This window comes from Shinella granuli (assembly GCF_004341885.1).
GTDB lineage: Bacteria > Pseudomonadota > Alphaproteobacteria > Rhizobiales > Rhizobiaceae > Shinella > Shinella granuli.
Window position 1 is genome coordinate 97045 of the sequence record NZ_SLVX01000008.1, and the last position, 24780, is coordinate 121824.

Consider the following 24780-nt stretch of genomic DNA (forward strand, 5'->3'; position numbering starts at 1 on the left):
GCACGGACATGACCTGGTTTCCCATCGGCAACATCGCCGACATCCCCCTGCGCGGCGCGCGCTGCGTCAAGACGCCGGAGGGGAAAATCGCCGTCTTCCGGACGGCGGAAAACGAGGTCTTCGCCATCGAGGACCATTGCCCGCACAAGGGCGGACCGCTCTCGCAGGGCATCGTGCATGCCAAGGCCGTCACCTGCCCGCTGCACAACTGGGTGATCTCGCTGGAGACCGGCAAGGCGCTCGGGGCGGACGAGGGGGCGGTACGCACCATTCCCCTGCGCAACGAGGACGGGCTGCTCTCCATCGCGCTCGAAAGCCTGATGGCGGCGGCGGAGTAGGCAATGACAGGAGCAAGCCTCGCCCCTCATCCGGCTGCCGCCACCTTCTCCCCGTCCCGACGGGGAGAAGGGTGCTGGAGCACCGGCATTGCCATATCCTCCTTCTCCCCGCTTGCGGGGAGAAGGTCCCGGCAGGGGGATGAGGGGCGTGCGGCGCTCCGAACAGGAGCCGCCCATGCCCGTTGAGACGAAGACGACCTGCCCCTATTGCGGCGTCGGCTGCGGGGTCATCGCCACGGTCGGCGACGACGGCGCGGTCACCGTCAGGGGCGATCCGGACCATCCCTCGAATTACGGCCGGCTCTGCTCGAAGGGCTCGGCGCTTGCCGAGACGATCGATCTCGACGGCCGCATCCTCCACCCCGAGATCGCCGGCCGGCAATCCACATGGGACGAGGCGCTGACCCTCGTCGCGGAGAAGTTCTCCGCCGCCATCGCCGAACACGGCCCGGATTCCGTCGCCTTCTACGTCTCCGGCCAGCTCTTGACCGAGGATTATTACGTCGCCAACAAGCTGATGAAGGGTTTTGTCGGCGCGGCAAACATCGACACCAATTCGCGGCTGTGCATGTCCTCCTCCGTCGCCGGCCACCGGCGCGCCTTCGGCTCTGATACGGTGCCGGGCAGCTACGAGGACCTGGAGCTTGCCGACCTCGTCGTCCTTGCCGGCTCGAACCTCGCCTGGTGCCATCCGGTGCTCTACCAGCGGCTGGCCGCGGCCAAGGCGCGGCGGCCGGGCCTGAAGGTGGTGGTGATCGACCCGCGCCGCACCATGACGGCGGATATCGCCGACCTCCATCTCGCCATCCGGCCGGATACGGACGTGGCGCTCTTTGCCGGCCTCTTCTCGCACCTCGTCCGAAGCGATGCGGTGGATCAGAATTTCGTCGCGGCGCACACGACGGGCTTTGCGGAAGCCTTCGCGGCGGCGGTTTCCTTTCCGGAGGCGCTGGAGCGGACCGGCCTGCCGGCCATGCAGTTGCGCGAATTCTACCGGCTCTTCACGCAGAGCGAAAAGGTCGTGACCTGCTACAGCCAGGGCGTCAACCAGTCCTCCTCCGGCACGGACAAGGTCAACGCCATCCTCAACTGCCACCTCGCCACCGGCCGCATCGGCCGGCCGGGCATGGGGCCGTTCTCGCTGACCGGCCAGCCCAACGCCATGGGCGGGCGCGAGGTCGGCGGCCTCGCCAACATGCTCGCCGCCCATATGGCGCTCGAAAGCGCGGAGGATCGCGACCGGGTGCGGCGCTTCTGGCAGACCCCGACGATCGCCGGAAGACCGGGGCTGAAGGCGGTCGACCTGTTCCAGGCCGTCGCCGAGGGGCGCATCAAGGCACTCTGGATCATGGCGACGAACCCCGTCGTCTCGATGCCGGACGCCGGCGCCGTCGAGGCGGCGATCAGGGCCTGTCCCTTCGTCGTCGTGTCCGACATCCTGAAGGAGACGGACACGGCCCGCCATGCCCATGTGCTGCTGCCCTCGCTCGGCTGGGGCGAGAAGAACGGCACGGTCACCAATTCCGAACGCCGCATCTCCCGCCAGCGCGATTTCCTTCCCGCGCCCGGCGCGGCGCGGGCGGACTGGTGGCAGCTTGCCGAGGTCGGGCGGCGCATGGGTTTCGCAAGGGCCTTCGCCTACGAACGGCCGGCGGAGATCTTTGCCGAGCATGCCGCGCTTTCCGCCTTCGAGAACCACGGCGGCCGCGACTTCGATATCGGCGCCCATGCCGGCATCGGATCGGCCGCCTATGATGCGCTCGGCCCCTTCCAGTGGCCGCAACCGGCGGGCCGGGCCGAGGCGGAAACCCGCTTCTTCGCCGAAGGCGGCTTCTATCACGCCGATGGCAAGGCCCGCTTCGTCGCCGTCACGCCTGCCGACGCGGACCGCACGAACGCCGCCTATCCCTTCACGCTCAACACCGGCCGTATCCGCGACCAGTGGCACACCATGACGCGCACCGGCAAGAGCGCCCGCCTCTCCGCCCACATCGCCGAACCCTTCGCGGAACTCCACCCGCGCGACGCGCTGGAAATCGGCGTCGCGCCGGCAGGACTCGTCGAAATCGAAAGCCCGCTGGGCAGGGCGGTGGTGCGTGCCCTCGTCACCGACCGCCAGGCGCGCGGCAGCCTCTTCGCGCCGATGCACTGGAACGACCAGTATGCGGCGAAGGCCCGCATCGACGCCCTCGTGCCGCCGCTGACGGACCGGGTGTCCGGCCAGCCGGCCTCCAAGAACGTCGCCGTCGCCGCCCGCCCCTTCAAGGCCGCACACTATGCCTTCGCCGTGTCGCAGGCAAAACCCGAAGCCCTCGACGCCGCCTACTGGGCGATCGCCAGGGCAGAGGGTGGCTGGCGCATGGAGCTCGCCTTCGACACGGCGGCGGACGATTGGGCCGGCTGGTGCCGCCGCACCTTCGCCCTGCCGGAAGACATCGAGCCGCTCGGCTATGCCGACCGGCAGACCGGCGAGATCCGGCTTGCCTTCTTCGACGGACCGCGCCTGCTGGCGGCCTTCTTCCTCGCGAAGGAGCCGGTGGCGGTGGCGCGCAACTGGGCGATCGCCGAGCTCGCCGCCGAACATCCGGATCTGCGCAGGCGCTTTTCCCTCGTCGCCGGCCGGCCGGGAGCGGACAAGCCGGATCCCGGCGCGACCGTCTGCGCCTGCTTCGGCGTCGGCATCAACCAGATCGTCGCGGCGGTGCGCGGGGGATGCCATGGCGTCGAGGCGATCGGCGCGGCGCTGAATGCCGGCACCAATTGTGGTTCCTGCCGCGGCGAGATCCGCGGCATCATCGAGGGATGCCTCGCCACGGCGGCGGAATAACCCCGTCCGGGCAGGTTCTGCCGACGTTCACGGCAACGTTCCGGCCGGCGGCCGGTAGGGAACGATGCGTCAGAGGCCGGCGGCCTTCGGGGCGGGGAGGTTTTCCTTCAGCAGCACCTCGATGCGGATGCGCTCCTGCGAGGCGAGCAGTTCGCGGTGGTCGGCGCGGGCGCGCATGATGCGCAGCGCGCTGCGCACGGCATGGCCGGGGTCCTGGGCGATCACGGCGTCGATGCGCTCGTCCCTCAGCGCCTGCGCGCTGAAGGGCGTATGCTCGTGCGCGATGACGGTGAGGTCGCGGTCGCCCTGCGCATTCCAGACGGCCGTCAGCGGCACGCGCGCCTCCGCGCTCAGGACATAGACGGCGAGCGTATCCGGATGGTGCTGCAATGTGCGCTGGATGACGAGGTCGGCGCGCTTTTCGTCCGCATAGGTCTCCAGCGACGGCAGGCTCTGGAGATGCGGAAACTGGGCGTTGATGATGCTGTCGAAGCCGAGGCGGCGCTGGATGCTGTCGAGCGCCATCATGGTCTCGGCGACGACCATGATCTTGCCCGGCCGCGCGCCGATGAAGCGGCCGGCGATCTTTCCCGCCGTCGCGCCGGCGGCAAAGTTGTCGATGCCGACATAATCGGCACTCTCCAGCCGCTCCTGGCCGGAAAGGAACTGCACGACCTTGACGTCCCGTTCGACGAGCCGCACCAGCGCGTCGCGCACCTGCGGCGATTCCGGCGCCATGACGGCGACGCCGTCCACCGCGTCGTGGTCGATGGCGGTGAGGTATTTGGCGACGTGGTGCGGGTCGCTCATCGCAATCTGCGCGACCTCCACCTCGGTGGAATCGGCCCGCAGCGCCTCCTTCGCCTCGCCGACGCGGGCGATGAGTTCGGCAAGATACTGGTCGCCCGAGGTCGGCAGCACGAAGCGGAAGCGGTAGGTCTTGTTGCGGGCCAGCGCCACGGCCGCGGGGTTGCGCACGAAGCCGATGCGCTCGATGGCTTCGGCCACCTTCCGTGCGGCCCTGGAGCTGACATTCGGCCGCTCGTTAAGGACGCGGTCGACCGTCGCGAGGCTGACGCCCGCGGCTTCTGCCAGGTCTTTCGCGGTGGGCCGCATACTCCACTCTCTTTCACATCGGCGTGATCCTGAACCGATTCCTCTAACAAAAGCAGGCGAAAAGCAAGAATTGAAGTGCGCACCTCAAAAATTGCTTGCATTGAGGTGCGCACCTCAATATGAGTCGATGCGTGGCCGGCAGGAGGAATGTCGCCTGCCACGGAGGCGGCGCGGAGGAGAGCGACCCGCAGGACGGGTGCGCCCTGCCTCATTCCGCGCCATGTGCCCGCGACGGGCGTTTTCAACCTTCCGATGGAGGTCGGGAGGAGGGGGAGGAGAACCCAGCCATGACCATTCGCCATTTCAGAACACTGGCCGCTTCCGGCGCGCTTCTGGCCGCCGGCGTCGCCATCCCCGGTGGGGCGAGCGCCAGGGACCTGACGCTCTGCTGGGCCGCCTGGGACCCGGCCAACGCGCTGGTCGAGCTCAGCAAGGATTTCGAGGCCAAGAGCGGCGTCAGCATGAAATTCGAATTCGTGCCGTGGCCGAATTTCGCCGACCGCATGCTCAACGAGCTGAATTCCGGCGGCAAGCTCTGCGATCTCATGATCGGCGACAGCCAGTGGATCGGCGGCGCGGCGGAGAACGGCCAGTATGTCAAGCTCAACGATTTCTTCGACAAGGAAGGGATCAAGATGAGCGACTTCATTCCGGCGACCGTCGTCGGTTACGCCGAATGGCCGAAGAACTCGCCGAACTACTGGGCGCTGCCGGCCTTCGGCGACGTCGTCGGCTGGAGCTACCGCAAGGACTGGTTCGCCCGTCCGGAACTGCAGGCGGAGTTCAAGGAGAAATACGGCCGCGAGCTGGCCGTGCCGAAGACCTTCGGCGAACTGAAGGACATCGTGCAGTTCTTCCAGAAGCGCGAGATCGACGGCAAGACCGTCTATGGCGCGGCGATCTACACGGAGCGCGGCTCCGAGGGCATCACCATGGGCGTCATGGACGTGCTCTACAGCTTCGGCTTCAAGTACGAGAACCCGGACAAGCCCTATGAGCTGGAGGGTTACGTCAACTCCGCCGAGGCGGTGAAGGGGCTGGAGTTCTACAAGGAGCTCTACGACTGCTGCACGCCGCCCGGCCATTCCGACGCCTACATGTCCGAGGACATCGACGCCTACAAGTCGGGCCAGGTCGCGCTGCACATGAACTTCGCCTTCACCTGGCCGGGCATCCATGCCGACGCCAATGTCGGCGGCGAGAAATCCGGCTATTTCCCCAACCCAGCGGGTCCTGACGGCGCGGCCTACGCCCAGCTCGGCGGCCAGGGCATTTCGGTCGTCTCCTCCTCGGAAAAGCAGGAGGATGCGCTCGCCTATATCAAGTGGTTCGCGCAGCCGGAGATCCAGCAGAAATGGTGGGAGATGGGCGGCTATTCGGCACTGCTGAAGGTCGTCGAGGACCCGAATTTCGCGACCAGCCAGCCCTATGCGCAGACCTTCCTCGACTCCATGGCGATCGTCCAGGATTTCTGGGCGGAGCCGGCCTATGCCTCGCTGCTGCAGGCGGCGCAGAAGCGCTTCCACGACTATGTCGTCGCCGGCCAGGGTTCCGCAAAGGACGCGCTCGACGGCCTCGTCAAGGACTGGACGGAGGTCTTCGAGGACGAAGGCAAGTATTGACGGTCCGTAACCCCCCTCTGCCTACCGGCATCTCCCCCACAAGGGGGAGAAAGCAGGCCGCACGCTCTTCCCGTGATTTTTCATGGTGAGGGTCCGGCAGGCTAGCCCCTCCCCTTGTGGGAAGGGGTTGGGAAGGGGTCTTTCGATCAAGGCCGATCGCCTTCATACTCCGCCCTGCGCCCGCCGCCTCCCAGCGGGTCACGGCGCGGCCGGAGCCGGGGATCTGTCCCGGCTCTGCCGCCGCTCAGTCAAATATGTAGGGGAACACCCATGCTGAAATCCACCGTGGACCGGGTCGCCGAGGCGACGCCGCACGTCATCGCCAGACGCATGCACGGCCTGTCCGACCGCGCGCTCGCCTGGCTCTTCGTCGCCCCGTCGATCGTGCTCTTGCTGGCGGTCAACATCTTCCCGCTGATCTGGACGATCCGGCTGAGCTTCACCAATTTCCGCGTCAACCGGCCCAATGCCGAGGTCGATTTCGTCGGCCTCAGGAACTATGCCAGCATCCTGTCCGACCGCGACATCTGGCTGACCATGCAGGCGACGGCACATTTCCTGATCTGGACCATCGTGCTGCAGGTCCTCATCGGCTTCTCGCTCGCCTATCTCATCAACAAGAAGTTCCGCGGCAACGATCTGTGGACGACGATCATCGTGCTGCCGATGATGCTGAGCCCGGCGGTGGTCGGCAATTTCTGGACCTTCCTCTACCAGCCGCAGATCGGCCTCTTCAACTATGCGGTCGGCTTCCTGACCGGCGCGGACCCGTCCAGCTTCTCGATGATCGGCGACGTCAAGCTCGCGCCCTGGGCGATCATCATCGTCGATACCTGGATGTGGACGCCCTTCGTCATGCTGATCTGCCTTGCGGGCCTGCGTTCCATTCCGCCAAGCATCTATGAGGCCGCCGAATGCGACCGCGCCAGCAAGTGGCGGCAGTTCTGGACGATCACCATCCCGCTCGTCCTGCCCTTCCTGATGCTCGCCGTGCTGTTCCGCGGCATCGAGAACTTCAAGATGTTCGACCTCGTCGTGCAGCTCACCGGCGGCGGCCCCGGCTCGATCACCGAGCTGACCTCGATCAACCTCAAGCGCGAGGCCTTCGAAAAGTGGCGCACCGGCTATGCCTCGGCCTATGCCGTCATCCTCTTCGTCACGGTCTTCGGCCTCGCCTCGATCTACGTCAAGGCGCTCAACAAGGTGAAACAACGATGAGCTATTCCGTCACCGAGCCGTCGCGCCGGCAGAAATGGGTCGCGGGCATCCTGGTCATCGGCTATGCCCTGATCACCATCCTGCCGCTCGTCTGGATCATCGCCACCAGCTTCAAGTCCCCGTCCGACGCCATCGCCTATCCGCCGAAGACCTTCTTCACACCGACGGTGGAAGGGTACGTCAACGTCTTCACCACGCGCACCCGCCTTTCGCCCGACCAGTTGCAGGCGGTCGGCGAGCCGACCACCTGGTACGACAAGCTCGTGCGCAAGGACGGGCTCGTCATTTCCGGCCCCTCGCGCTTTGCCGAACGCTTCACCAATTCGGTGATCATCGGCTTCGGCTCGACGGTGCTGTGCATCGTGCTCGGGACAGTGGCGGCCTATGCCTTCTCGCGCTTCAAGGTGCCGCTGAAGGACGATCTCCTGTTCTTCATCCTCTCCACGCGCATGATGCCGCCGATTGCCGTCGCCATCCCGATCTTCCTGATGTTCCGCTCGCTCGGCCTCAGCGACACCCATGCCGGCATGATCCTGCTTTATACCGCAGTGAACCTGTCGCTCTCCGTATGGCTGCTCAAGGGCTTCATCGACGAGATCCCCGTCGAATACGAGGAGGCGGCGCTGATCGACGGCTACACGCGCTTCCAGGCCTTCTACAAGGTCGTGCTGCCGCAGGCGGCGACGGGCATCGCCTCCACCGCCATCTTCTGCCTGATCTTCGCCTGGAACGAATATGCCTTCGCCGTCCTGTTGACATCCGGCAACGCCCAGACGGCCCCGCCCTTCATTCCCACCATCATCGGCGTCAGCGGCCAGGACTGGCCCGCCGTCGCCGCCGGCGCGACGCTCTTCCTCGTGCCGGTCATGGTCTTCACCATCCTTCTGCGCAAGCATCTCCTGCGCGGCATCACCTTCGGAGCAGTCCGCAAATGACTCGATTTTTCAACGGCCTCCTGCATTTCCGGCGCAGCGCCTGGGAAATGCTGGCCTCGGTGCTGATCGCGGCGGGCGTCGTCATGCTCATGCAGCCCTTCGCGCTCGCGCTCTACTCCTGGTCCTTCGTCGTCACTCTCCTCGGCACGGTGATGTTCATCATCGTCAGCCATTTCCCGGAGTAGGCCGATGGCGCAAATCAGGATCCAGAACGTGCGCAAGGAGTTCGGTGCCTTCACCGCCGTCCGCTCCTCCTCCTTCACCATCGAGGACGGCGAGTTCTTCATGCTGCTCGGCCCCTCCGGCTGCGGCAAGACGACGACGCTGCGCATGATGGCCGGCCTCGAACTGCCGACCTCGGGCGAGATCTTCATCGACGGCGAGGAGGTCGGCATGAAGCCGGCCAGCCAGCGCGACATCGCCTTCGTCTTCCAGATGTTCGCGCTCTACCCGCACATGAACGTGCGCAAGAACATCTCCTATCCGCTCGTCAGCCAGGGCATGAAGCGCGAGGAGGTGCGGACGCGCGTCGCCGAAGTCGCCCGCATCCTCAAGATCGAGCACATCCTCGACAAGCCGGTCGGCGGCCTTTCCGGCGGCGACCGCCAGCGCGTGGCGCTCGGCAGAGCCATCGTGCGCCGGCCGAAGGCCTTCTTCATGGACGAACCGCTCGGCGCGCTCGACGCGGAATTCCGCGAGCATATGGCCGAGGAACTGCGCGCGCTGCACGACCGCATGGGCGCGACCACCGTCTATGTCACGCACGACCAGCTCGAAGCCATGCAGATGGGCGACAAGATCGTCGTGATGAACCACGGCGTCGTGGAACAGTTCGGCAAGCCGCAACAGATCTACGACTGGCCGGCGACGAAATTCGTCGCCCAGTTCATCGGCTCGCCCTCGATGAATTTCCTGGAGTTCGAAGGCATGATCGGCATCGGCGGCAACAGCGTCGATCTCGGCGGCGTCAAGGTCGACGTGCCCGCCGCGCGCGAAGGCCGCGACGGCCGCCTGACGCTCGGCGTCCGGCCGGAACATGTGAAGTTCCGCGACGATGCCGCCTATCGCGGCCGGGTCAGTGCCGTGGAATATCTCGGCACGACGCAGACCGTCACCCTCGCAACGGAACACGGCGAGCTGAAGGCGCGGATCTCCTCCGCCCACAAGGTGCGGGAGGAGGAGCTGGTCGGCCTCGACTTCGACGCGCGGACCCTCTCGCTCTTCGATGCGGAAAGCGGCAAGGCCCTCCTCTCCGAGGGCAATGAAGGAGTGCTCGGACATGGCTGAGGTCGTCCTTGAAAACGTCACGAAACGCTTCGGCAGCACGCTCGCGCTCGACAATGTCTCGCTGACGGTGCCGGACGGCTCCTTCGTCGTCCTCCTCGGCCCGACCGGCGCGGGCAAGACGACAACGCTGCGCATGGTCTCCGGCCTCGACGCGCCCGACAGCGGCGAGGTCACCATCGGCGGCAGGCCGATGAAGGGCCTGTCGCCCGCCGAGCGCAATGTCGCCATGGTGTTCCAGCAATATTCGCTCTATCCGCACCTCACCGTCCGCCAGAACCTGGAGTTCCCCCTGAAATCCCCGCTCCTGAAGACGCCCCGCGCGGCGATCGACCGGAAGGTCCAGGAGGTCGCCGAGGTGCTGCAGATCGCCCACAAGCTGGAGAACAAGGCAACGGCGCTTTCGGGCGGCGAGATGCAGCGCGTCTCCATCGGCCGCGCGCTGGTGCGCAATCCCGAGATCTTCCTGATGGACGAGCCGCTGAGTTCGCTCGATGCCAAGCTCCGGGCGGACCTGCGCATCGAATTGAAGCGCATCCAGGCGAAGTCCGGCGCGACGCTGCTCTACGTCACCCACGACCAGATCGAGGCGATGACCATGGCGACCCATGTCGGCGTGCTCAATGAGGGAAAACTGGTGCAGTTCGGCTCGCCGCGTGCGGTCTACGAAGAGCCGGTCAGCGTCTATGCCGCGACCCGCCTCGGCCAGCCGCGCATCAACGTGCTGCCGGCCGATCTTTTCGCCGGCGCCCCCGCGGGGGCAAAAAGCATCGGCCTTCGCCCGGAGCATATATCGCAAGGGGAGGGGGAGGAGGCGCTGGTCAAGCGGGTCGAGCATCTCGGCGACCAGACGCGCCTGCACCTTTCCTTCAAGCGGCACGACCTCATCACCATCACCGACGCCCACACGCCGCTGAAGGGCGGCGAGACCATCCGGATCCAACCGTCGCGGCCGCTCTATTTCGACGCCGCCGGCATGCGTTTAGCTTAGGGAGAACAACAACCATGGCGCAATTCATCAACAAGCGCGAAGACGTCGTCACCGAGGCGATCGACGGGGTGCTGGCCCTTTCGGGCGGCGCGCTGACCCGGCTCGACGGCTATCCGCATATCCGCGTCGTCCTGCGCAGCGACTGGGACAAGTCGAAGGTGGCGATCGTCTCCGGCGGCGGCTCCGGCCATGAGCCCGCCCATGTCGGCTTCGTCGGCAAGGGCATGCTGACCGCCGCCGTCTGCGGCGACGTCTTCGCCTCGCCGAGCGTCGATGCCGTGCTCGCCGGCATCCTCGCGGTGACCGGCCCCGCCGGATGTCTCCTCATCGTCAAGAACTATACCGGCGACCGCCTGAATTTCGGCCTCGCCGCCGAGCGGGCGCGCGCCTTCGGCCTCAATGTCTCCATGGTCATCGTCGGCGACGACATCGCGCTGCCCGACCTGCCGCAGGCCCGCGGCGTCGCCGGCACGCTCTTCGTGCACAAGATCGCCGGCGCGCTCGCCGAACGGGGGGCCGACCTCGACACGGTCACGGCGGCCGCCAGGAACGTCATCGCCGGCACGCGCTCCATCGGCATGTCGCTCGACACCTGCCGCGTGCCCGGCTCGCCGAAGGAGGACCGCATTCCCGAGGGCAAGGCCGAGCTCGGTCTCGGCATCCATGGCGAGGCGGGCGTCGAGCAGATCGATTTCGCCGGCGCGCGCGCCTCGGTCGCCACCATGGTCGAACGGCTCGCCACCGTCATGGGCGAGGGACCGCATGTCGCGCTGATCAACAATCTCGGCGGCGCGTCCGTCTTGGAAATGTCGGTGCTCGCCCATGACCTGCTCGGCTCTTCGGTCGGCACGCGGATCACCCATGCCATCGGCCCCGCGCCGCTGATGACCTCGCTCGACATGCAGGGCCTTTCCATCTCCGTCTTCCCCGCCGACGCGGCCGAGCTGGAGCTCCTGAAAACCCCCGTGCCGATCGCCGCCTGGCCCGGCGTCTCGGAAGTCCGGCCGATCGCGGTCGCGGCCTTGCCGGACGGCCTGACGCCGATCACGCCGATGCCCTCGAACCACGCGGCGACCCGTGCCTTCGTCATCAATTGCTGCAACGTGCTGATCGCCGCCGAGCAGGACCTCAACGCCCTCGACGCCAAATCCGGCGACGGCGACACCGGCTCGACGCTGGCGGGCGCCGCCCGCGCGCTGATCAACGCCATCGACCGCCTGCCGCTCTCCGACCACACGCAGCTCCTGCGCGCCATCGGCCTGGAGCTGAGCCAGACGATGGGCGGCTCCTCGGGCGTGCTGCTCGCCATCTTCTTCGCCGCCGCCGGCGACGGCGCCTCCAGCGGCCTGCCGATGCGCGAGGCGCTGCGCGCCGGCCTTGCCCGCATGCAGGAGATCGGCGGCGCCAGCATCGGCGACCGCACCATGGTGGACGCCCTCTCCCCCGCCCTCGAAGCGCTCGGCGAAAGTGTTTCTGCCGCTGCGGACGCGGCCCGCCAGGGCGCGAACTTCACCGCGACCCTCACCCACGCAAAAGCCGGGCGGGCGGCCTATATCAATGCGAAGCAGCTTGAGGGGCATGTCGACCCCGGCGCGGAGGCGGTCGCCCGGCTGTTCGAGCATCTGGCGGCGTGAGGTCATGGGAAAAGGCTGGAGCAGCCACGCGCTGCACCGGTCTCTTCAAGGGCTACGGCATGACCACGGCCCAGATCCTCTACCTCCTCGCAAAGCGCCGCAGCCCTCTCCTCCGTCATGGTCGGGCTTGACCCGACCATCCACAGGCCGCGGGTGCCGCGTGAATCCTCGGGTCAAGCCCGAGGATGACGGCGAGGGTGGGTTGGAGGCTGGAGGTCGGCAACGAAACAAGGCCGGGGCGGCGATTTGCTGCCCCGGCCTTTGCCATTCGGGATGATGCTGCGCGGGTTGTTACGCCGCGTGCGCTTCCCTTTCTCCCTCCATCGTCGACTTGCCATGCTGCACCAGCGGGCGGTTGCCCGTCAGGCGGCGGAGCAGCACGTAGAAGACCGGCGTCATGAAGATGCCGAAGAAGGTGACGCCGATCATGCCGGAGAAGACGGCAAGGCCCATGGCGGCGCGCATCTCCGCACCCGCGCCGGTGGACAGGACCAGCGGCACGACGCCCATGATGAAGGCCATCGAGGTCATCAGGATCGGGCGCAGGCGCAGGCGGCTCGCCTCGATCGCGGCCTTGATCGGCGTCCTTCCCTCGAATTCCAGCTCGCGCGCGAATTCGACGATCAGGATGGCGTTCTTCGCCGACAGGCCCACCAGCACCACGAGGCCGATCTGGGTGAAGACGTTGTTGTCGCCGCCCGTGTACCAGACCCCGGCGAGCGCGGCGAGCACGCCCATCGGCACGATCATGATGATGGCGATCGGCAGCGTCAGGCTTTCATATTGCGCGGCGAGCACCAGGTAGACCAGGAGCAGCGCCAGCGGGAAGACGACGATGCTCGAATTGCCGGCGAGGATCTGCTGGTAGGTGAGGTCCGTCCACTCGAAGTCGATGCCTGACGGCAGCGTCTCGGCCGCGATCTTTTCCACGGCCGCCTGCGCCTGGCCGGAGGAGAAGCCGGGGGCCGGGCCGCCATTGATGTCGGCGGCGAGGAAGCCGTTGTAGCGCGTGGTGCGCTCCGGCCCGGTCGTCGCGTCGACCTTCAGGAGCGCGGCGAGCGGGATCATCTCGCCCGATTGCGAGCGCACCTTGAGCTGGCCGATATCCTCCGGCTTGGCGCGGAAGGCCGAGTCCGCCTGGACGCGCACGGAGTAGGTGCGGCCGAACGCGTTGAAGTCGTTGACATAGAGCGAGCCGAGGTAGATCTGCAGCGTCTCGAACACGTCGGTCACGCGCACGCCGAGCTGCTGGGCCTTGGAGCGGTCGAGATCGGCATAGAGCTGCGGCACGTTGATCTGGAAGCTGGAGAACAGGCCCGCCAGCTCCGGCGTCTGGTAGGCTTTCGCCAGGAACGCCTGGGTCGCCTCGTTGAGCGGCCCGTAGCCGAGGCCGGCGCGGTCCTCGATCTGCAGCTTGAAGCCGCCCGTCGTGCCGAGGCCGTTGACCGGCGGCGGCGGGAACATGGCGATGAAGGCATCCTGGATGGCGCCGAACTTCTGGTTGAGCTGCATGGCAATCGCCCCGCCCGACAGTTCCGGCGTCGTGCGCTCCTCGAAGGGAGCGAGCGAGGCGAAGACGATGCCGGAATTCGAGCCGATGGTGAAGCCGTTGATCGACAGGCCCGGGAAGGCGATGGCGTGCTCGACGCCCGGCTGCTCCAGCGCGATCTCGCTCATCTTCTTGATGACCTCTTCCGTGCGGTCGAGCGTCGCGCCGTCCGGAAGCTGGGCGAAGCCGATGAGGTACTGCTTGTCCTGCGCCGGCACGAAGCCGCCGGGCACGGCGTTGAACACCGCATAGGTCGCACCGACGAGGGCGAGATAGATCGCCATCACCAGGGACTTGCGCGTGACGAGCCCGCCGACGCTGCGGCCGTAGCCGTTGCCGGCGGCGCTGAAGGCGCGGTTGAAGCCGCGGAAGAACCAGCCGAACAGGCCATCCATCACCCGCGTCAGCCAATCCTTCGGCGCATGGTGGTCCTTCAGGAGAAGGGCCGCCAGCGCCGGGGAGAGCGTCAGCGAGTTGATGGCGGAGATGACCGTCGAGATCGCGATGGTGAGCGCGAACTGCCGGTAGAACTGGCCGGAGAGGCCGCTGATGAAGGCGAGCGGCACGAAGACGGCGACGAGGACGAGCGCGATGGCGATGATCGGGCCTGACACTTCGCGCATCGCCCGGTAGGTGGCTTCGCGCGGGGACAGGCCGTTCTCGATGTTGCGCTCGACGTTCTCGACGACGACGATGGCGTCGTCCACCACGATGCCGATGGCCAGCACGAGGCCGAAGAGGGTCAGCGCGTTCACCGAGAAGCCGAAGGCATACATCACGGCGAAGGTGCCGATGATGGAGACCGGGACGGCGAGCAGCGGGATGATCGAGGCGCGCCAGGTCTGGAGGAAGACGATGACGACGAGCACGACGAGCGCGATGGCCTCGAGCAGCGTATCGACGACCTTGTCGATCGAGGCGCGCACGAATTCCGTCGTGTCGTAGACGATCTCGTATTTCACGCCCTCGGGCATGGCGATCTGGAGCTGGTCCATCGTGGCGCGCACATTGTCGGCGATCTCGATGGCGTTGGAGCCCGGCGCCTGCAGGACGGCAACGGCGACGGCCGGCTCGCCGTCGAGCAGCGAGCGCAGCGAATAGTCGGCCGCGCCCATCTCGATGCGCGCGACGTCGCGCAGGCGGGTGATCTGGCCCTCCGCGCCGGTCTTCACGATGATGTTGCCGAATTCCTCCGGCGTGCGCAGGCGCCCCTGCGCATTCACGTTGAGCTGGAGGTTGACGTCGTTGGCGGTGGGCGAGGCGCCGATGATGCCGGCGGCGGCCTGCACGTTCTGCTCGCGGATGGCGTTGGAAATGTCGCTGGCGGCGAGCGCATGCTCCGCCGCCTTCTGCGGATCGATCCAGACACGCATCGCATAGTCACCCGCGCCGAACACCTGGACCTGGCCGACGCCCTCGATGCGGGCGAGGCGGTCCTTGATGTTCAGCGTGGCGTAGTTGCGCAGATAGGTGATGTCGTAGCGGTCGGTCTTCGAGACGAGGTTGACCACCATGATGAAGTCCGGCGAGCTCTTGACCGTGGTGACGCCGAGCGCGCGCACTTCGGCGGGAAGGCGGGGTTCGGCCTGCGACACGCGGTTCTGCACGAGCTGCTGGGCCTTGTCCGGATCGGTGCCGAGCTTGAAGGTGACCGTCAGCGTCAGGACGCCGTCAGAGGTCGCCTGGCTGTTCATGTAGAGCATGTCCTCGACGCCGTTGATCTGCTCTTCGAGCGGCGTCGCGACGGTTTCGGAAATGACGACCGGGTTTGCGCCGGGATAGGTGGCGCGCACCACGATCGAGGGCGGCACGACCTCCGGATATTCGGAGATCGGCAGGGCGCGCATGCCGATCAGGCCGGCGACGACGATGAGGATCGACAGCACCCCGGCGAAGACCGGGCGATCGATGAAGAAACGGGAGATGTTCATGGCAATACCCCTCTCCAGGGACGAACGGACCCATCCGGCGGGCGATGCGCCGCCGGCGGGCATGGGATTGTTGGTTGTTTCGGGGCAGGGCGGGTGAGCGTCCTGCCGGTCTTCGGCTACGGTGTCTGTCGCGCCTCCCACAGGGAAGGTCATCGCAGACGGTTTTGCCCCTCATCCGGCCTGCCGGCCACCTTCTCCCCGCAAGCGGGGAGAAGGGATATGCCGAGCCGGTTTCCTCGACCCTTGCCGGTTCGTCGGGCACATCCCCTCTCCCCGCTTGCGGGGAGAGGGTTAGGGTGAGGGGCTGAACCCCGAACCGCCCGCCTACTTCGCCGAGGCGACATTCTCCTGCACCTGCGGATCGACGACGACGCCGGGGCGGACACGTTGCAGGCCATTGACGACGATGCGGTCGCCGCCGGCAAGGCCGCTTTCGACGACACGCTCGTTGCCGGACAGGCTGCCGAGCACGACCGGCCGGTAGGCGACCTTGTTGTCCTTGTCGACGACGAAGACGAACTTCTTGTCCTGGTCGGTACCGACGGCCTTCTCGCTGATGAGGATCTTGCTTTCGGCCTTCGGCTCGCCCATGCGGATGCGCACGAACTGGCCGGGGATCAGCCTGCCGCCGGGATTGTCGAAGACGGCGCGCACGGTGATCGTGCCGCTCGCTGCGTCCACCTCGTTGCCGATGAGCTGGAGCTTGCCGCGGATCGGCGTGCCCTCGTCGGCGAGCGTGCCGACCTCGACGGGGATCTGGTCGATCGGCGGCAGCGCGTCCGTGGAGGCCGGCAGGGCGGCGAGCGCCCTGGCGACCGTCTCCTCGCTGACATTGAAGCCGGCATAGATCGGGTCGACCGAGACAAGCGTCGTCAGCGCCGGCGAGGTCGAGCCGGCGGCGACGAGGTTGCCGGTGGTGATCTCCACCTTGCCGACGCGGCCGGAAACCGGCGCGCGCACTTCCGTATAGCCGAGCTCCAGCTTGGCGGCGTGCAGCGTGGCCTCGGCCGTCTTCAGCGCGGCACGGGCCTCGGCCAATGCGTTCTGGCGCGTGTCCACCTCGCTTTGCGAGATGCTGTTGCTCTTGGCGAGGCGCTGGCCGCGCTCAAGCTCGGTCGTGGCGAGCTTCACGCGCGCCTCGGCGGAGGCGTACTGGCCTTCGGCCTGCGTCACCGCGGTCTTGAAGGGCTCCTGGTCGATGGTGAAGAGCAGGTCGCCCGCCTTCACCAGCGCGCCCTCGCGGAAATTCACCGCCTCGATGGCACCGGCGACGCGCGAGCGGATCTGCACGCGGTCGATCGCCTCCAGACGGCCGGAAAATTCCTGCCAGGTCACCACGTCGCGGTTCTCGACCACGGCGACCGTGACCGGCACGGCGGGCACTTCGGCCGTCACGGTGGCTTCCGCCTGGGCGACATTGCCCGGCAGTTGGAAATAGAGGGCTGCGGCGGAAACGGACACAGCCAGTCCCAGGCCGGCGCCCGTCAGGGCCCAGCGTTTGCGCTTCGACGTCATGTTCTCTTCTCCTTGCGGCCCTTGGACCGCGTGTTTCAAATTAAATTAGTGAATGCTTATATTTTGAACAAAACCCGAAAACTGGCGGCCGACCTCCTCTTGCCAGGTGGATGGCCGCTTGGGAGACCAGTCAGGGGTTTCGCCCGTCTTCCCGCCATAAATTTCAGGCCAGCCTGTCCCGGCGGGGAGCACATGCCGGCGAACCTTGACGCCCGCTGCGGTAAGGCAGTCGGCGTAACCGAGGGCTTCGTCGCGCAGCGGATCGTCCTCCGCCGAAACGACGAGCGCGGGCGCGACGCCCGCAAGCCGCGAACAGAGGCACGGCGCCGCATAGGGATGGCAGACGCCGCCGCTGAGATAGTGGCTCCAGCCCTCCGCCCAGCGCTGGCTCATGCCGAGCGCCTCGGACTCGCGGAAGGAAGCGGTGCCCATGAAGGGATCGAGCAGCGGGGAGAACAGCACCTGGCCGTCCAGCTCGTCGGCGAAATGGTCGCGCGCCTTCAGCGCCACGCCGGCGGCGATGTTGCCGCCCGCCTCCTCGCCGCCGATGATGAGCGGCGACTTGCGGTCGCCGAGGCCGGCGCGCTTCTTGGCGAGATAGGAAAACATCGAAAAGCCGACTTCGAGCGGCTTGGGGAAGACACCGCCGCCCGGCGCGCCATAATCCAGAACCGCAACGATGGCGCCCGTGGAGGCGATGGCCTCGGCGACGGGGGAGGGGCGAAGGCCCTCTTCCAGGAACGCGCCGCCATGGAAGTAGAGCAGGATGGGGGCGCCCTTGGCGAACTCCGCTCCCTGATAGACGCGTGCGGACACGGGGCCGATGGCCACCTTGTCGAACGTCATATCCTTGATCTCTACCGGCATGGTTTCGTCCTCGGGCCCCTCTGGAATTAGGATGGGGCCTCACCATTTATATCGTGCCTGATCGCGGCGATATAAGTGTGCCAAAACTGACTTCACTATCCATATTCTCGAACAATAGCAGCTTCCAACCTGGGAATGTTCCATGGATCAGCTTTCCGCAATGCGTGCCTTCCTCCGCGTGGTGGAGACCGGCAATTTCACCCGGGCCTCCGCCGCGCTCGGCATGCCCAAGGCGACGGTGAGCAACCTCATCCAGAACCTCGAAACGCATCTGCAAACCAAGCTGCTCAACCGCACGACGCGCCGGGTGATGGTGACGACGGACGGGGCGCTCTACTATGAGCGGGCGATCCGGATCGTCGCGGAGATCGACGAACTGGACGGCAGCCTCTCCCATTCCCATGCCAGCCCGCGCGGGCGCCTGCGCGTCGAGATGGCGGGGGCCTTCGCGGACCTGCTGGTCATTCCCCGGCTCGGCGATTTCCATCAGAAATTCCCGGATATCCATATCGACCTCGGCGTCGGCGACCGGACGGTGGATTATCTGGCGGAGAATGTGGACTGCGCGCTGCGCGGCGGGGCGCCCGGCGACCAGTCGCTGATCGCCCGGCGCGTCGCCGAGATGGATATCGTCACCTGCGCCGCCCCGGCCTATATCGAGGCCTTCGGCACGCCGCGGCACCCGCTGGACCTCGGCGGCGCGCACCATTGCATCAACTATTTCCTGGCGCAGACCGGCCGCACCATGCCTTTCGAATTCGAAAAGGACGGCGAGACGGTCGAGGTCGACAGCCGCTATATCGTCTCGGTCAACGATGCGCGCAGCTATCTCGCCGCGGCCCTGTCCGGCCTCGGCGTCGCGCCGCTGCCGCGCTTCATGGCGACCGAGGCGCTGAAGAGCGGCGCGCTCGTGCCGGTGCTGCCGGGCTGGCGGTCGGAACCGATCCCGCTCTACATCGTCTATCCGCCGAACCGGCACCTCTCCAACAAGGTCCGCGTCTTCGTCGACTGGCTGGTGCGGCTGCTCGCCGAAGCGCAAATCGGCGCCTCGTCGGCGAAGGCGGCAAGGAACGAAAGCCTCAGTGCTGGTCGAGCGCCCGCGTCAGGGTGAGGGCGGCGATGGTGCAGATGGCGCCGGAGATCAGGTAGCCGCCGATGAAGACGATGCCGAAGCTGGTGGCAAGGCCGAGCGCCACGAGCGGGGCGAAGCCCGCACCGACGAGCCAGGCGAGGTCCGAGGTCAGCGCCGCGCCGGTGTAGCGGTAATATTGCGTGAAGCGCGAGGAGACGGCGCCGGAGGACTGGCCGAAGGTGAGGCCGAGGATGAAGAAGCCGATCAGGATATAGGCGTCCTGCCCCTTGCCGCCGGAATCGAGCAGGAAGGGCGCGGAGAAGGAGAAGATCGCGATGAGGATGGCGCCGGCCATGAGCTGGTTGCGCCGGCCGATGCGATCGGCGATGACGCCCGACAGCACGATGCCGACGACCCCGACGGCCGCGCCCGCCACCTGCACCCAGAGGAACTCCTCCACCGACTGGCCGCCGGTGAGCATGATCCAGGAGAGCGGGAAGATGGTGACGAGGTGGAACATGGCGAAGCTTGCGAGTGGCACGAAGGCGCCGAGCACGACATCCATGGCGTGCTTGCTCAGCATTTCGAAGATCGGCCGGGCCTGCAGCTCCTGCGCCTCCATGGCCGCGCCGAATTCCTTGCTGGCGACGATGCGCAGGCGCGCGAAGAGCGCCACGACGTTGATGGCGAAGGCGACAAAGAACGGATAGCGCCAGCCCCAGGCGAGGAAATCCGCCTCCGAGAGATTGCTGACGAAATAGCCGAAGAGGATGCTGGCGAGCGCGAAGCCGAAGGGCGCGCCGAGCTGCGGGATCATCGCGTACCAGCCGCGGCGGTTTTCCGGCGCGCTCAGGCTGAGCAGCGAGGCAAGCCCGTCCCAGGCGCCGCCGAGCGCGAAACCCTGGCCCAGCCGGAAGAGCGCGAGCAGCGCCACGGCCCAGTAGCCGATCGTCTCGTAGCCCGGCAGGAAGGCGATGGAGGCGGTCGAGCCGCCGAGGATGACCAGCGCCACCGTCAGCTTGGTGCCGCGGCCGTAGTTGCGGTCGATCCACATGAAGACGAAGGAGCCGACCGGCCGGGCGAGGAAGGCGAGGGGAAAGAGCGCGAAGGACATCAGCGTCGCGGCCACCGCGCTGCCGGCGAAGGGGAAGATGAGCTTCGGGAAGACGAGGATGGAGCCGAGGCCGTAGACGAAGAAATCGAAGAATTCGGAGGTGCGCCCGATCACCACGCCGATGGCGACGCTGCCGGGCGAAAGCGGCTTGTCGTCGTCATGCATGCGGCGGGCGTCCCGCTCGAGACCGGAGGAGGAGGGGTTAGCGACCGAACTCATGAATTTCTCCGAGCGATGTGCGCCATGTCGTTAGAGTGTTGACTATTCGGCGTCCAATATCAAGAATTAGGCGAAACGTGCGCGCTGCGGCAAGGTTGCGTCCGAACCTGCGACCCGTCGCAGCACGGCTTGAAGACCCGCGACGATTATTGCGCTAGATCAATTTTGCGGCGGCGGACAGCCCAAAAGTTTCTACCGCACTGCGACAGAATGCTGCGCTGCGACGAAGCACCTCATTTCCAAGCGCGACCATGCCCGCTTATTGCCGACTAGACAGAACGCAAGTTGAGGCCGCAATGCCGAAGCCATTCAGTTTAGCCCGAGTCTCGATCCTCCCCCTGATGCTGGCCCTGCTTTCCGGATGCAACATGGTCGTCATGTCGCCCTCCGGGGACATCGCCACGCAGCAGCGGGACCTGATCGTCATCTCCACCATCCTCATGCTGATCATCATCGTGCCGGTGATCGCCATGACGCTCTATTTCGCCTGGCATTACCGCCAGTCGAACACGGCGGCGAAGTATGATCCGGAGTGGCATCACTCGACGGGCCTGGAAGTCGCCATCTGGTCGGCCCCGCTCGCCATCATCATCGCGCTCGGCGCCATCACCTGGGTCAGCACCCACAAGCTGGATCCGTACCGGCCGCTGGAACGGCTCGATGCGGCACGGCCGGTGACGGAGGAGACGAAGCCGATCACCGTCGAGGTGGTGGCGCTCGACTGGAAATGGCTGTTCTTCTATCCGGACCAGGGCATCGCCACGGTCAACGAGATGGCGGCCCCCGTCGACGTGCCGATCAACTTCAAGCTCACCGCCTCCTCGGTGATGAACTCCTTCTACGTGCCCGCGCTCGCCGGCATGATCTACACCATGCCCGGCATGGAGACGAAGCTGCACGCCGTCATCAACAAGGCCGGCGAATACGAGGGCCTGTCGTCGAACTACAGCGGCGACGGCTTCTCGCACATGCGCTTCAAGTTCCACGGGCTCGACCAGGCCGGCTTCGACGCCTGGGTGGCGCGGGTGAAGCAGAACGGCACGGCGCTCAACCGCGACGCCTATCTGAAGCTCGAAAAGCCGAGCGTGAAGGAGCCGGTGCGCTACTACGCCACCGTCGACGACGGGCTCTACCAGGCCGTGCTCAACATGTGCGTGCGCGAAGGCCAGATGTGCATGAAGGACATGATGCATATCGACATGACGGGCGGGGCGGGCAAGGAGAGCCACGGGAACAAGGCGAAACTCGAACACGACAACCGCCATGCCGCGGACGAGGCGCCCGCCGCCACCTTCCCCGAGACCGGCAATCCCGCGCGCAGCGAAGAACCGGCCGAGGGCGTGGAGGAGAACCCGGCCACGACGAACCACGACGCGCACCAGTCGCACTAGCTTTCATTGCGCCCGCCGGCCGCGGCGGGCGCGCAAGGCCCTCGCATGCACCGGGCCGCCTACGAAACGATATTGGACGATCCCATGTTCGGCGACATCAGCCTCACGCAATTCATTTTCGGACGGCTCACCTGGGAGGCAATCCCCTACCACGAGCCCATCCTCGTCGTGACCTTCGCGGTCGTGGCGCTGGGCGGCATCGCGCTTCTCGGCCTGATCACCCGGTTCCGGCTCTGGGGCTATCTCTGGAACGAGTGGTTCACCTCCGTCGATCACAAGAAGATCGGTATCATGTACATCATCCTCGCCATCATCATGCTGCTGCGCGGCTTTGCCGACGCCATCATGATGCGCATCCAGCAGGCGATCGCCTTCAATGGCAGCGAGGGCTATCTCAACGCCCATCACTACGACCAGATCTTCACCGCGCACGGCGTGATCATGATCTTCTTCGTGGCGATGCCCTTCGTCACCGGCTTCATGAACTATGTCGTGCCGTTGCAGATCGGCGCGCGCGACGTCTCCTTCCCCTTCCTCAACAACTTTTCCTTCTGGATGACGACGGGCGGGGCGGTCATCATCATGATGTCGCTGTTCGTCGGCGAGTTCGCCCGCACCGGCTGGCTCGCCTATCCGCCGCTCTCGGGCGCGGACTACAGTCCCGGCGTCGGCGTCGACTATTACATCTGGGGGCTGCAGGTCGCCGGTGTCGGGACGACGCTTTCCGGCATCAACCTCATCGCGACCATCGTGAAGATGCGCGCGCCGGGCATGACCTTCATGAAGATGCCGGTCTTCACCTGGACGTCGCTGTGCACCAACATCCTGATCGTCGCGACCTTCCCGATCCTCACCGCCACGCTCGCCCTCCTGTCGCTCGACCGTTACGTGGGAACGAACTTCTTCACGAACGACCTCGGCGGCAATCCGATGATGTATATCAACCTCATCTGGATCTGGGGCCATCCGGAGGTCTACATCCTCGTGCTGCCGGCCTTCGGCATCTTCTCCGAGGTCGTCGCCACCTTCTGCGGCAAGCGGCTCTTCGGCTATACGTCCATGGTCTACGCCACCTGCGTGATCATGATTCTCTCCTACATCGTCTGGCTGCACCACTTCTTCACCATGGGCTCGGGCGCCTCGGTCAACGCCTTCTTCGGCATCACGACCATGATCATCTCGATCCCGACGGGCGCGAAGATGTTCAACTGGCTGTTCACCATGTATCGCGGCCGCATCCGCTACGAGGTGCCGATGCTGTGGACGGTCGGCTTCATGGTGACCTTCGTCATCGGCGGCATGACGGGCGTGATGCTGGCCATCCCGCCGGCCGATTTCGTGCTGCACAATTCGCTGTTCCTCATCGCGCATTTCCACAATGTCATCATCGGCGGCGTGCTGTTCGGGCTGATGGCCGGCGTCGTCTACTGGTTCCCCAAGGCCTTCGGCTACAGGCTCGATCCGTTCTGGGGCAAGATGAGCTTCTGGTTCTGGCAGATCGGCTTCTTCTTCGCCTTCATGCCGCTCTACGTGCTCGGCCTGATGGGCGTCACCCGCCGCGTCAGCCAGTTCGAGGACCCGTCCCTGCAGATCTGGTTCGTCATCGCCGCCTTCGGCGCGGCGCTGATCGCGCTCGGCATCGCCTCCTTCGTCATCCAGCTCGTCGTCAGCTTCCTGCGGCGCGACCAGCTCCGCGTGACGGGCGATCCCTGGGACGGCCGCACGCTGGAATGGTCGACCTCCTCGCCGCCGCCGGACTACAACTTCGCCTTCACCCCCGTCGTGCACGACCATGATAGCTGGTACGACATGAAGAACCGCGGCTACGAGCGCCCGCTGGAAGGCTTCAAGCCGATCCACATGCCGAAGAACACCGGCACGGGCGTCGTCCTGTCGGCCATCAGCGTCGTGCTCGCCTTCGCACTGATCTGGTACATCTGGTGGCTGGCGGCGCTCTCCTTCATCGCGCTCATCGCGGTGTCGATCGCCCATACGTTCAACTACGACCGCGACTTCTTCATCCCCGCCGAGACCGTGACGGCGACCGAGGACGCGCACACGAAACTGCTGCAAGAACGGACCTGAGCCCATGAGCGCGACCCAAGTCCACGATACCGACGGAAAGCCGGTCTTCTACCTCAAGGACGAGCATCACCCGGAAAACAGCACCATGCTGGGTTTCTGGCTCTACCTGATGAGCGACTGCCTGATCTTCGCCGTGCTCTTCGCAACGCACGGCGTGCTCGGCCGCAACTATGCGGCCGGCCCGTCGCCCGCCGATCTCTTCGACCTGTCGCTCGTCGCCATCAACACGGCGATGCTGCTCCTCTCCTCCATCACCTACGGCTTCGCCATGCTCCAGATGGAGCGCAATGCCAGGATGGAGACGCTGGTCTGGCTCGGCATAACAGGCGTCTTCGGCGCGGCGTTCCTGGCGCTGGAGCTCTACGAATTCTACCACCTGATCCATGAGGGCGCCGGCCCGACGCGCTCGGCCTTCCTGTCGTCCTTCTTCACGCTGGTCGGCACGCACGGCCTGCACGTCACCTTCGGCATCATCTGGCTGATCACGCTGATGGTGCAGGTGAAGAAGCACGGCCTCAACCCCGAGAACCGCCGCCGGCTGATGTGCCTCTCCATGTTCTGGCACTTCCTCGACGTCATCTGGATCGGCGTCTTCTCCTTCGTCTACCTGCTCGGAGTCCTCGGATGAGCCACGAAAGCGCTTCGGAAGCCCATCACGCCCATAGCCACGGCCACGATGCCGGCCATGGCTCGTTCAGGAGCTACATGATCGGCTTCGTCCTCTCGATCATCCTGACGGCCATTCCCTTCTGGCTGGTCATGGGCGACGTGCTCGACAGCAAGCTGTTCACCGCCGTGCTCGTCATGGGCATCGGCGTGGTGCAGATCGTCGTGCACATGGTCTACTTCCTGCACATGAACCCGCGCTCGGAAGGCGGCTGGACGCTGATGGCGCTGATCTTCACGCTGATCATCGTCGGCATCGCCATTGCCGGCTCGCTCTGGGTCATGCATCACCTCAACACGAACATGATGCCGATGACCCATGAGATGATGAAGACCATGCCTTGATCGGAGCGATGGGAATGCGCGCCGGGGCGACCACCCCCCTCTGCCCTGCAGAGCGGCATGG

Annotated in this window: 19 protein-coding genes; 14 read left to right on the forward strand and 5 right to left on the reverse strand. The window is 66.0% G+C overall.

Going from position 1 to position 24780, the window contains the following annotated elements:
* Positions 1-8: 8 nt before the first annotated feature.
* Both nirD and EV665_RS14905 read left to right on the forward strand, forming a co-directional pair.
* The gene (gene nirD, locus EV665_RS14900; RefSeq protein WP_064333515.1) at positions 9-338 is read left to right on the forward strand and encodes a nitrite reductase small subunit NirD; all 330 of its coding nucleotides are present in this window, start codon (positions 9-11) and stop codon (positions 336-338) included.
* 175 nt (positions 339-513) lie between these two features.
* Positions 514-3165, forward strand: coding sequence for a nitrate reductase (locus EV665_RS14905; RefSeq protein ID WP_133034667.1), 2652 nt, complete (start codon positions 514-516; stop codon positions 3163-3165).
* Between the two features lie 69 nt (positions 3166-3234).
* Here EV665_RS14905 and EV665_RS14910 read toward each other — a convergent pair whose 3' ends face one another.
* Positions 3235-4281, reverse strand: a complete 1047-nt coding sequence (locus tag EV665_RS14910) for a LacI family DNA-binding transcriptional regulator (RefSeq protein ID WP_064333514.1) — start codon at positions 4279-4281, stop codon at positions 3235-3237.
* Between the two features lie 287 nt (positions 4282-4568).
* On the opposite strand from EV665_RS14910, the gene EV665_RS14915 reads away from it, so the two are divergent.
* The 7 genes from EV665_RS14915 to EV665_RS14945 all read left to right on the forward strand — a co-directional run bounded on the left by EV665_RS14915 (position 4569) and on the right by EV665_RS14945 (position 11965).
* On the forward strand, positions 4569-5903 hold the full coding sequence (locus tag EV665_RS14915; protein ID WP_133034668.1) for an ABC transporter substrate-binding protein: 1335 nt from the start codon (positions 4569-4571) through the stop codon (positions 5901-5903).
* 270 nt (positions 5904-6173) lie between these two features.
* Entirely contained in the window at positions 6174-7121 is a 948-nt protein-coding gene (locus EV665_RS14920) for a carbohydrate ABC transporter permease (RefSeq protein WP_064333512.1), read from the forward strand.
* Positions 7118-8056, forward strand: a complete 939-nt coding sequence (locus EV665_RS14925; protein ID WP_133034669.1) for a carbohydrate ABC transporter permease — start codon at positions 7118-7120, stop codon at positions 8054-8056. The genes EV665_RS14920 and EV665_RS14925 overlap by 4 nt, the downstream gene beginning before the upstream one ends.
* On the forward strand, positions 8053-8241 hold the full coding sequence (locus EV665_RS14930; RefSeq protein WP_064333510.1) for a hypothetical protein: 189 nt from the start codon (positions 8053-8055) through the stop codon (positions 8239-8241). The genes EV665_RS14925 and EV665_RS14930 overlap by 4 nt, the downstream gene beginning before the upstream one ends.
* Before the next feature lie 4 nt (positions 8242-8245).
* Entirely contained in the window at positions 8246-9343 is a 1098-nt protein-coding gene (locus tag EV665_RS14935; RefSeq protein ID WP_133034670.1) for an ABC transporter ATP-binding protein, read from the forward strand.
* The gene (locus tag EV665_RS14940; protein ID WP_133034671.1) at positions 9336-10331 is read left to right on the forward strand and encodes an ABC transporter ATP-binding protein; all 996 of its coding nucleotides are present in this window, start codon (positions 9336-9338) and stop codon (positions 10329-10331) included. Before EV665_RS14935 ends, EV665_RS14940 begins: the two co-directional genes overlap by 8 nt.
* A gap of 14 nt (positions 10332-10345) precedes the next feature.
* The gene (locus tag EV665_RS14945; RefSeq protein WP_064333508.1) at positions 10346-11965 is read left to right on the forward strand and encodes a dihydroxyacetone kinase subunit DhaK; all 1620 of its coding nucleotides are present in this window, start codon (positions 10346-10348) and stop codon (positions 11963-11965) included.
* Between the two features lie 291 nt (positions 11966-12256).
* Here the strand turns inward: EV665_RS14945 and EV665_RS14950 are convergent, their stop codons facing one another.
* The 3 genes from EV665_RS14950 to EV665_RS14960 all read right to left on the reverse strand — a co-directional run bounded on the left by EV665_RS14950 (position 12257) and on the right by EV665_RS14960 (position 17827).
* Positions 12257-15445: an efflux RND transporter permease subunit gene (locus EV665_RS14950; protein WP_064333507.1), complete on the reverse strand. Its 3189-nt coding sequence runs from the start codon at positions 15443-15445 to the stop codon at positions 12257-12259.
* Between the two features lie 324 nt (positions 15446-15769).
* Positions 15770-16960 carry an efflux RND transporter periplasmic adaptor subunit gene (locus EV665_RS14955; RefSeq protein WP_133034672.1) on the reverse strand — a complete coding sequence of 397 codons (1191 nt, stop codon included), beginning with the start codon at positions 16958-16960 and terminating at the stop codon, positions 15770-15772.
* A gap of 45 nt (positions 16961-17005) precedes the next feature.
* Positions 17006-17827 (reverse strand): alpha/beta hydrolase fold domain-containing protein, encoded by an 822-nt coding sequence (locus EV665_RS14960; RefSeq protein WP_064333505.1) that lies wholly within the window; start codon positions 17825-17827, stop codon positions 17006-17008.
* Between the two features lie 142 nt (positions 17828-17969).
* Here EV665_RS14960 and EV665_RS14965 point away from each other — a divergent pair, with 142 nt between their 5' ends.
* Positions 17970-18938, forward strand: coding sequence for a LysR family transcriptional regulator (locus EV665_RS14965; protein ID WP_133034673.1), 969 nt, complete (start codon positions 17970-17972; stop codon positions 18936-18938).
* On the opposite strand, the gene EV665_RS14970 is transcribed toward EV665_RS14965, so the two are convergent.
* Positions 18907-20232 carry an MFS transporter gene (locus EV665_RS14970; RefSeq protein ID WP_064333503.1) on the reverse strand — a complete coding sequence of 442 codons (1326 nt, stop codon included), beginning with the start codon at positions 20230-20232 and terminating at the stop codon, positions 18907-18909. The genes EV665_RS14965 and EV665_RS14970 overlap by 32 nt on opposite strands.
* Positions 20233-20528: 296 nt before the next feature.
* Between EV665_RS14970 and cyoA the strand changes: the two genes are divergently transcribed.
* The 4 genes from cyoA to cyoD all read left to right on the forward strand — a co-directional run bounded on the left by cyoA (position 20529) and on the right by cyoD (position 24719).
* The gene (gene cyoA, locus EV665_RS14975; protein ID WP_133034674.1) at positions 20529-21623 is read left to right on the forward strand and encodes a ubiquinol oxidase subunit II; all 1095 of its coding nucleotides are present in this window, start codon (positions 20529-20531) and stop codon (positions 21621-21623) included.
* Positions 21624-21707: 84 nt separating this feature from the next.
* A complete protein-coding gene (gene cyoB, locus EV665_RS14980) occupies positions 21708-23708 on the forward strand; it encodes a cytochrome o ubiquinol oxidase subunit I (RefSeq protein WP_133034675.1) in 2001 nt (666 codons plus the stop codon).
* Between the two features lie 4 nt (positions 23709-23712).
* Positions 23713-24336, forward strand: coding sequence for a cytochrome o ubiquinol oxidase subunit III (cyoC, locus tag EV665_RS14985; protein WP_133034676.1), 624 nt, complete (start codon positions 23713-23715; stop codon positions 24334-24336).
* Positions 24333-24719, forward strand: a complete 387-nt coding sequence (cyoD, locus tag EV665_RS14990) for a cytochrome o ubiquinol oxidase subunit IV (protein WP_064333500.1) — start codon at positions 24333-24335, stop codon at positions 24717-24719. Before cyoC ends, cyoD begins: the two co-directional genes overlap by 4 nt.
* Positions 24720-24780: the final 61 nt, after the last annotated feature.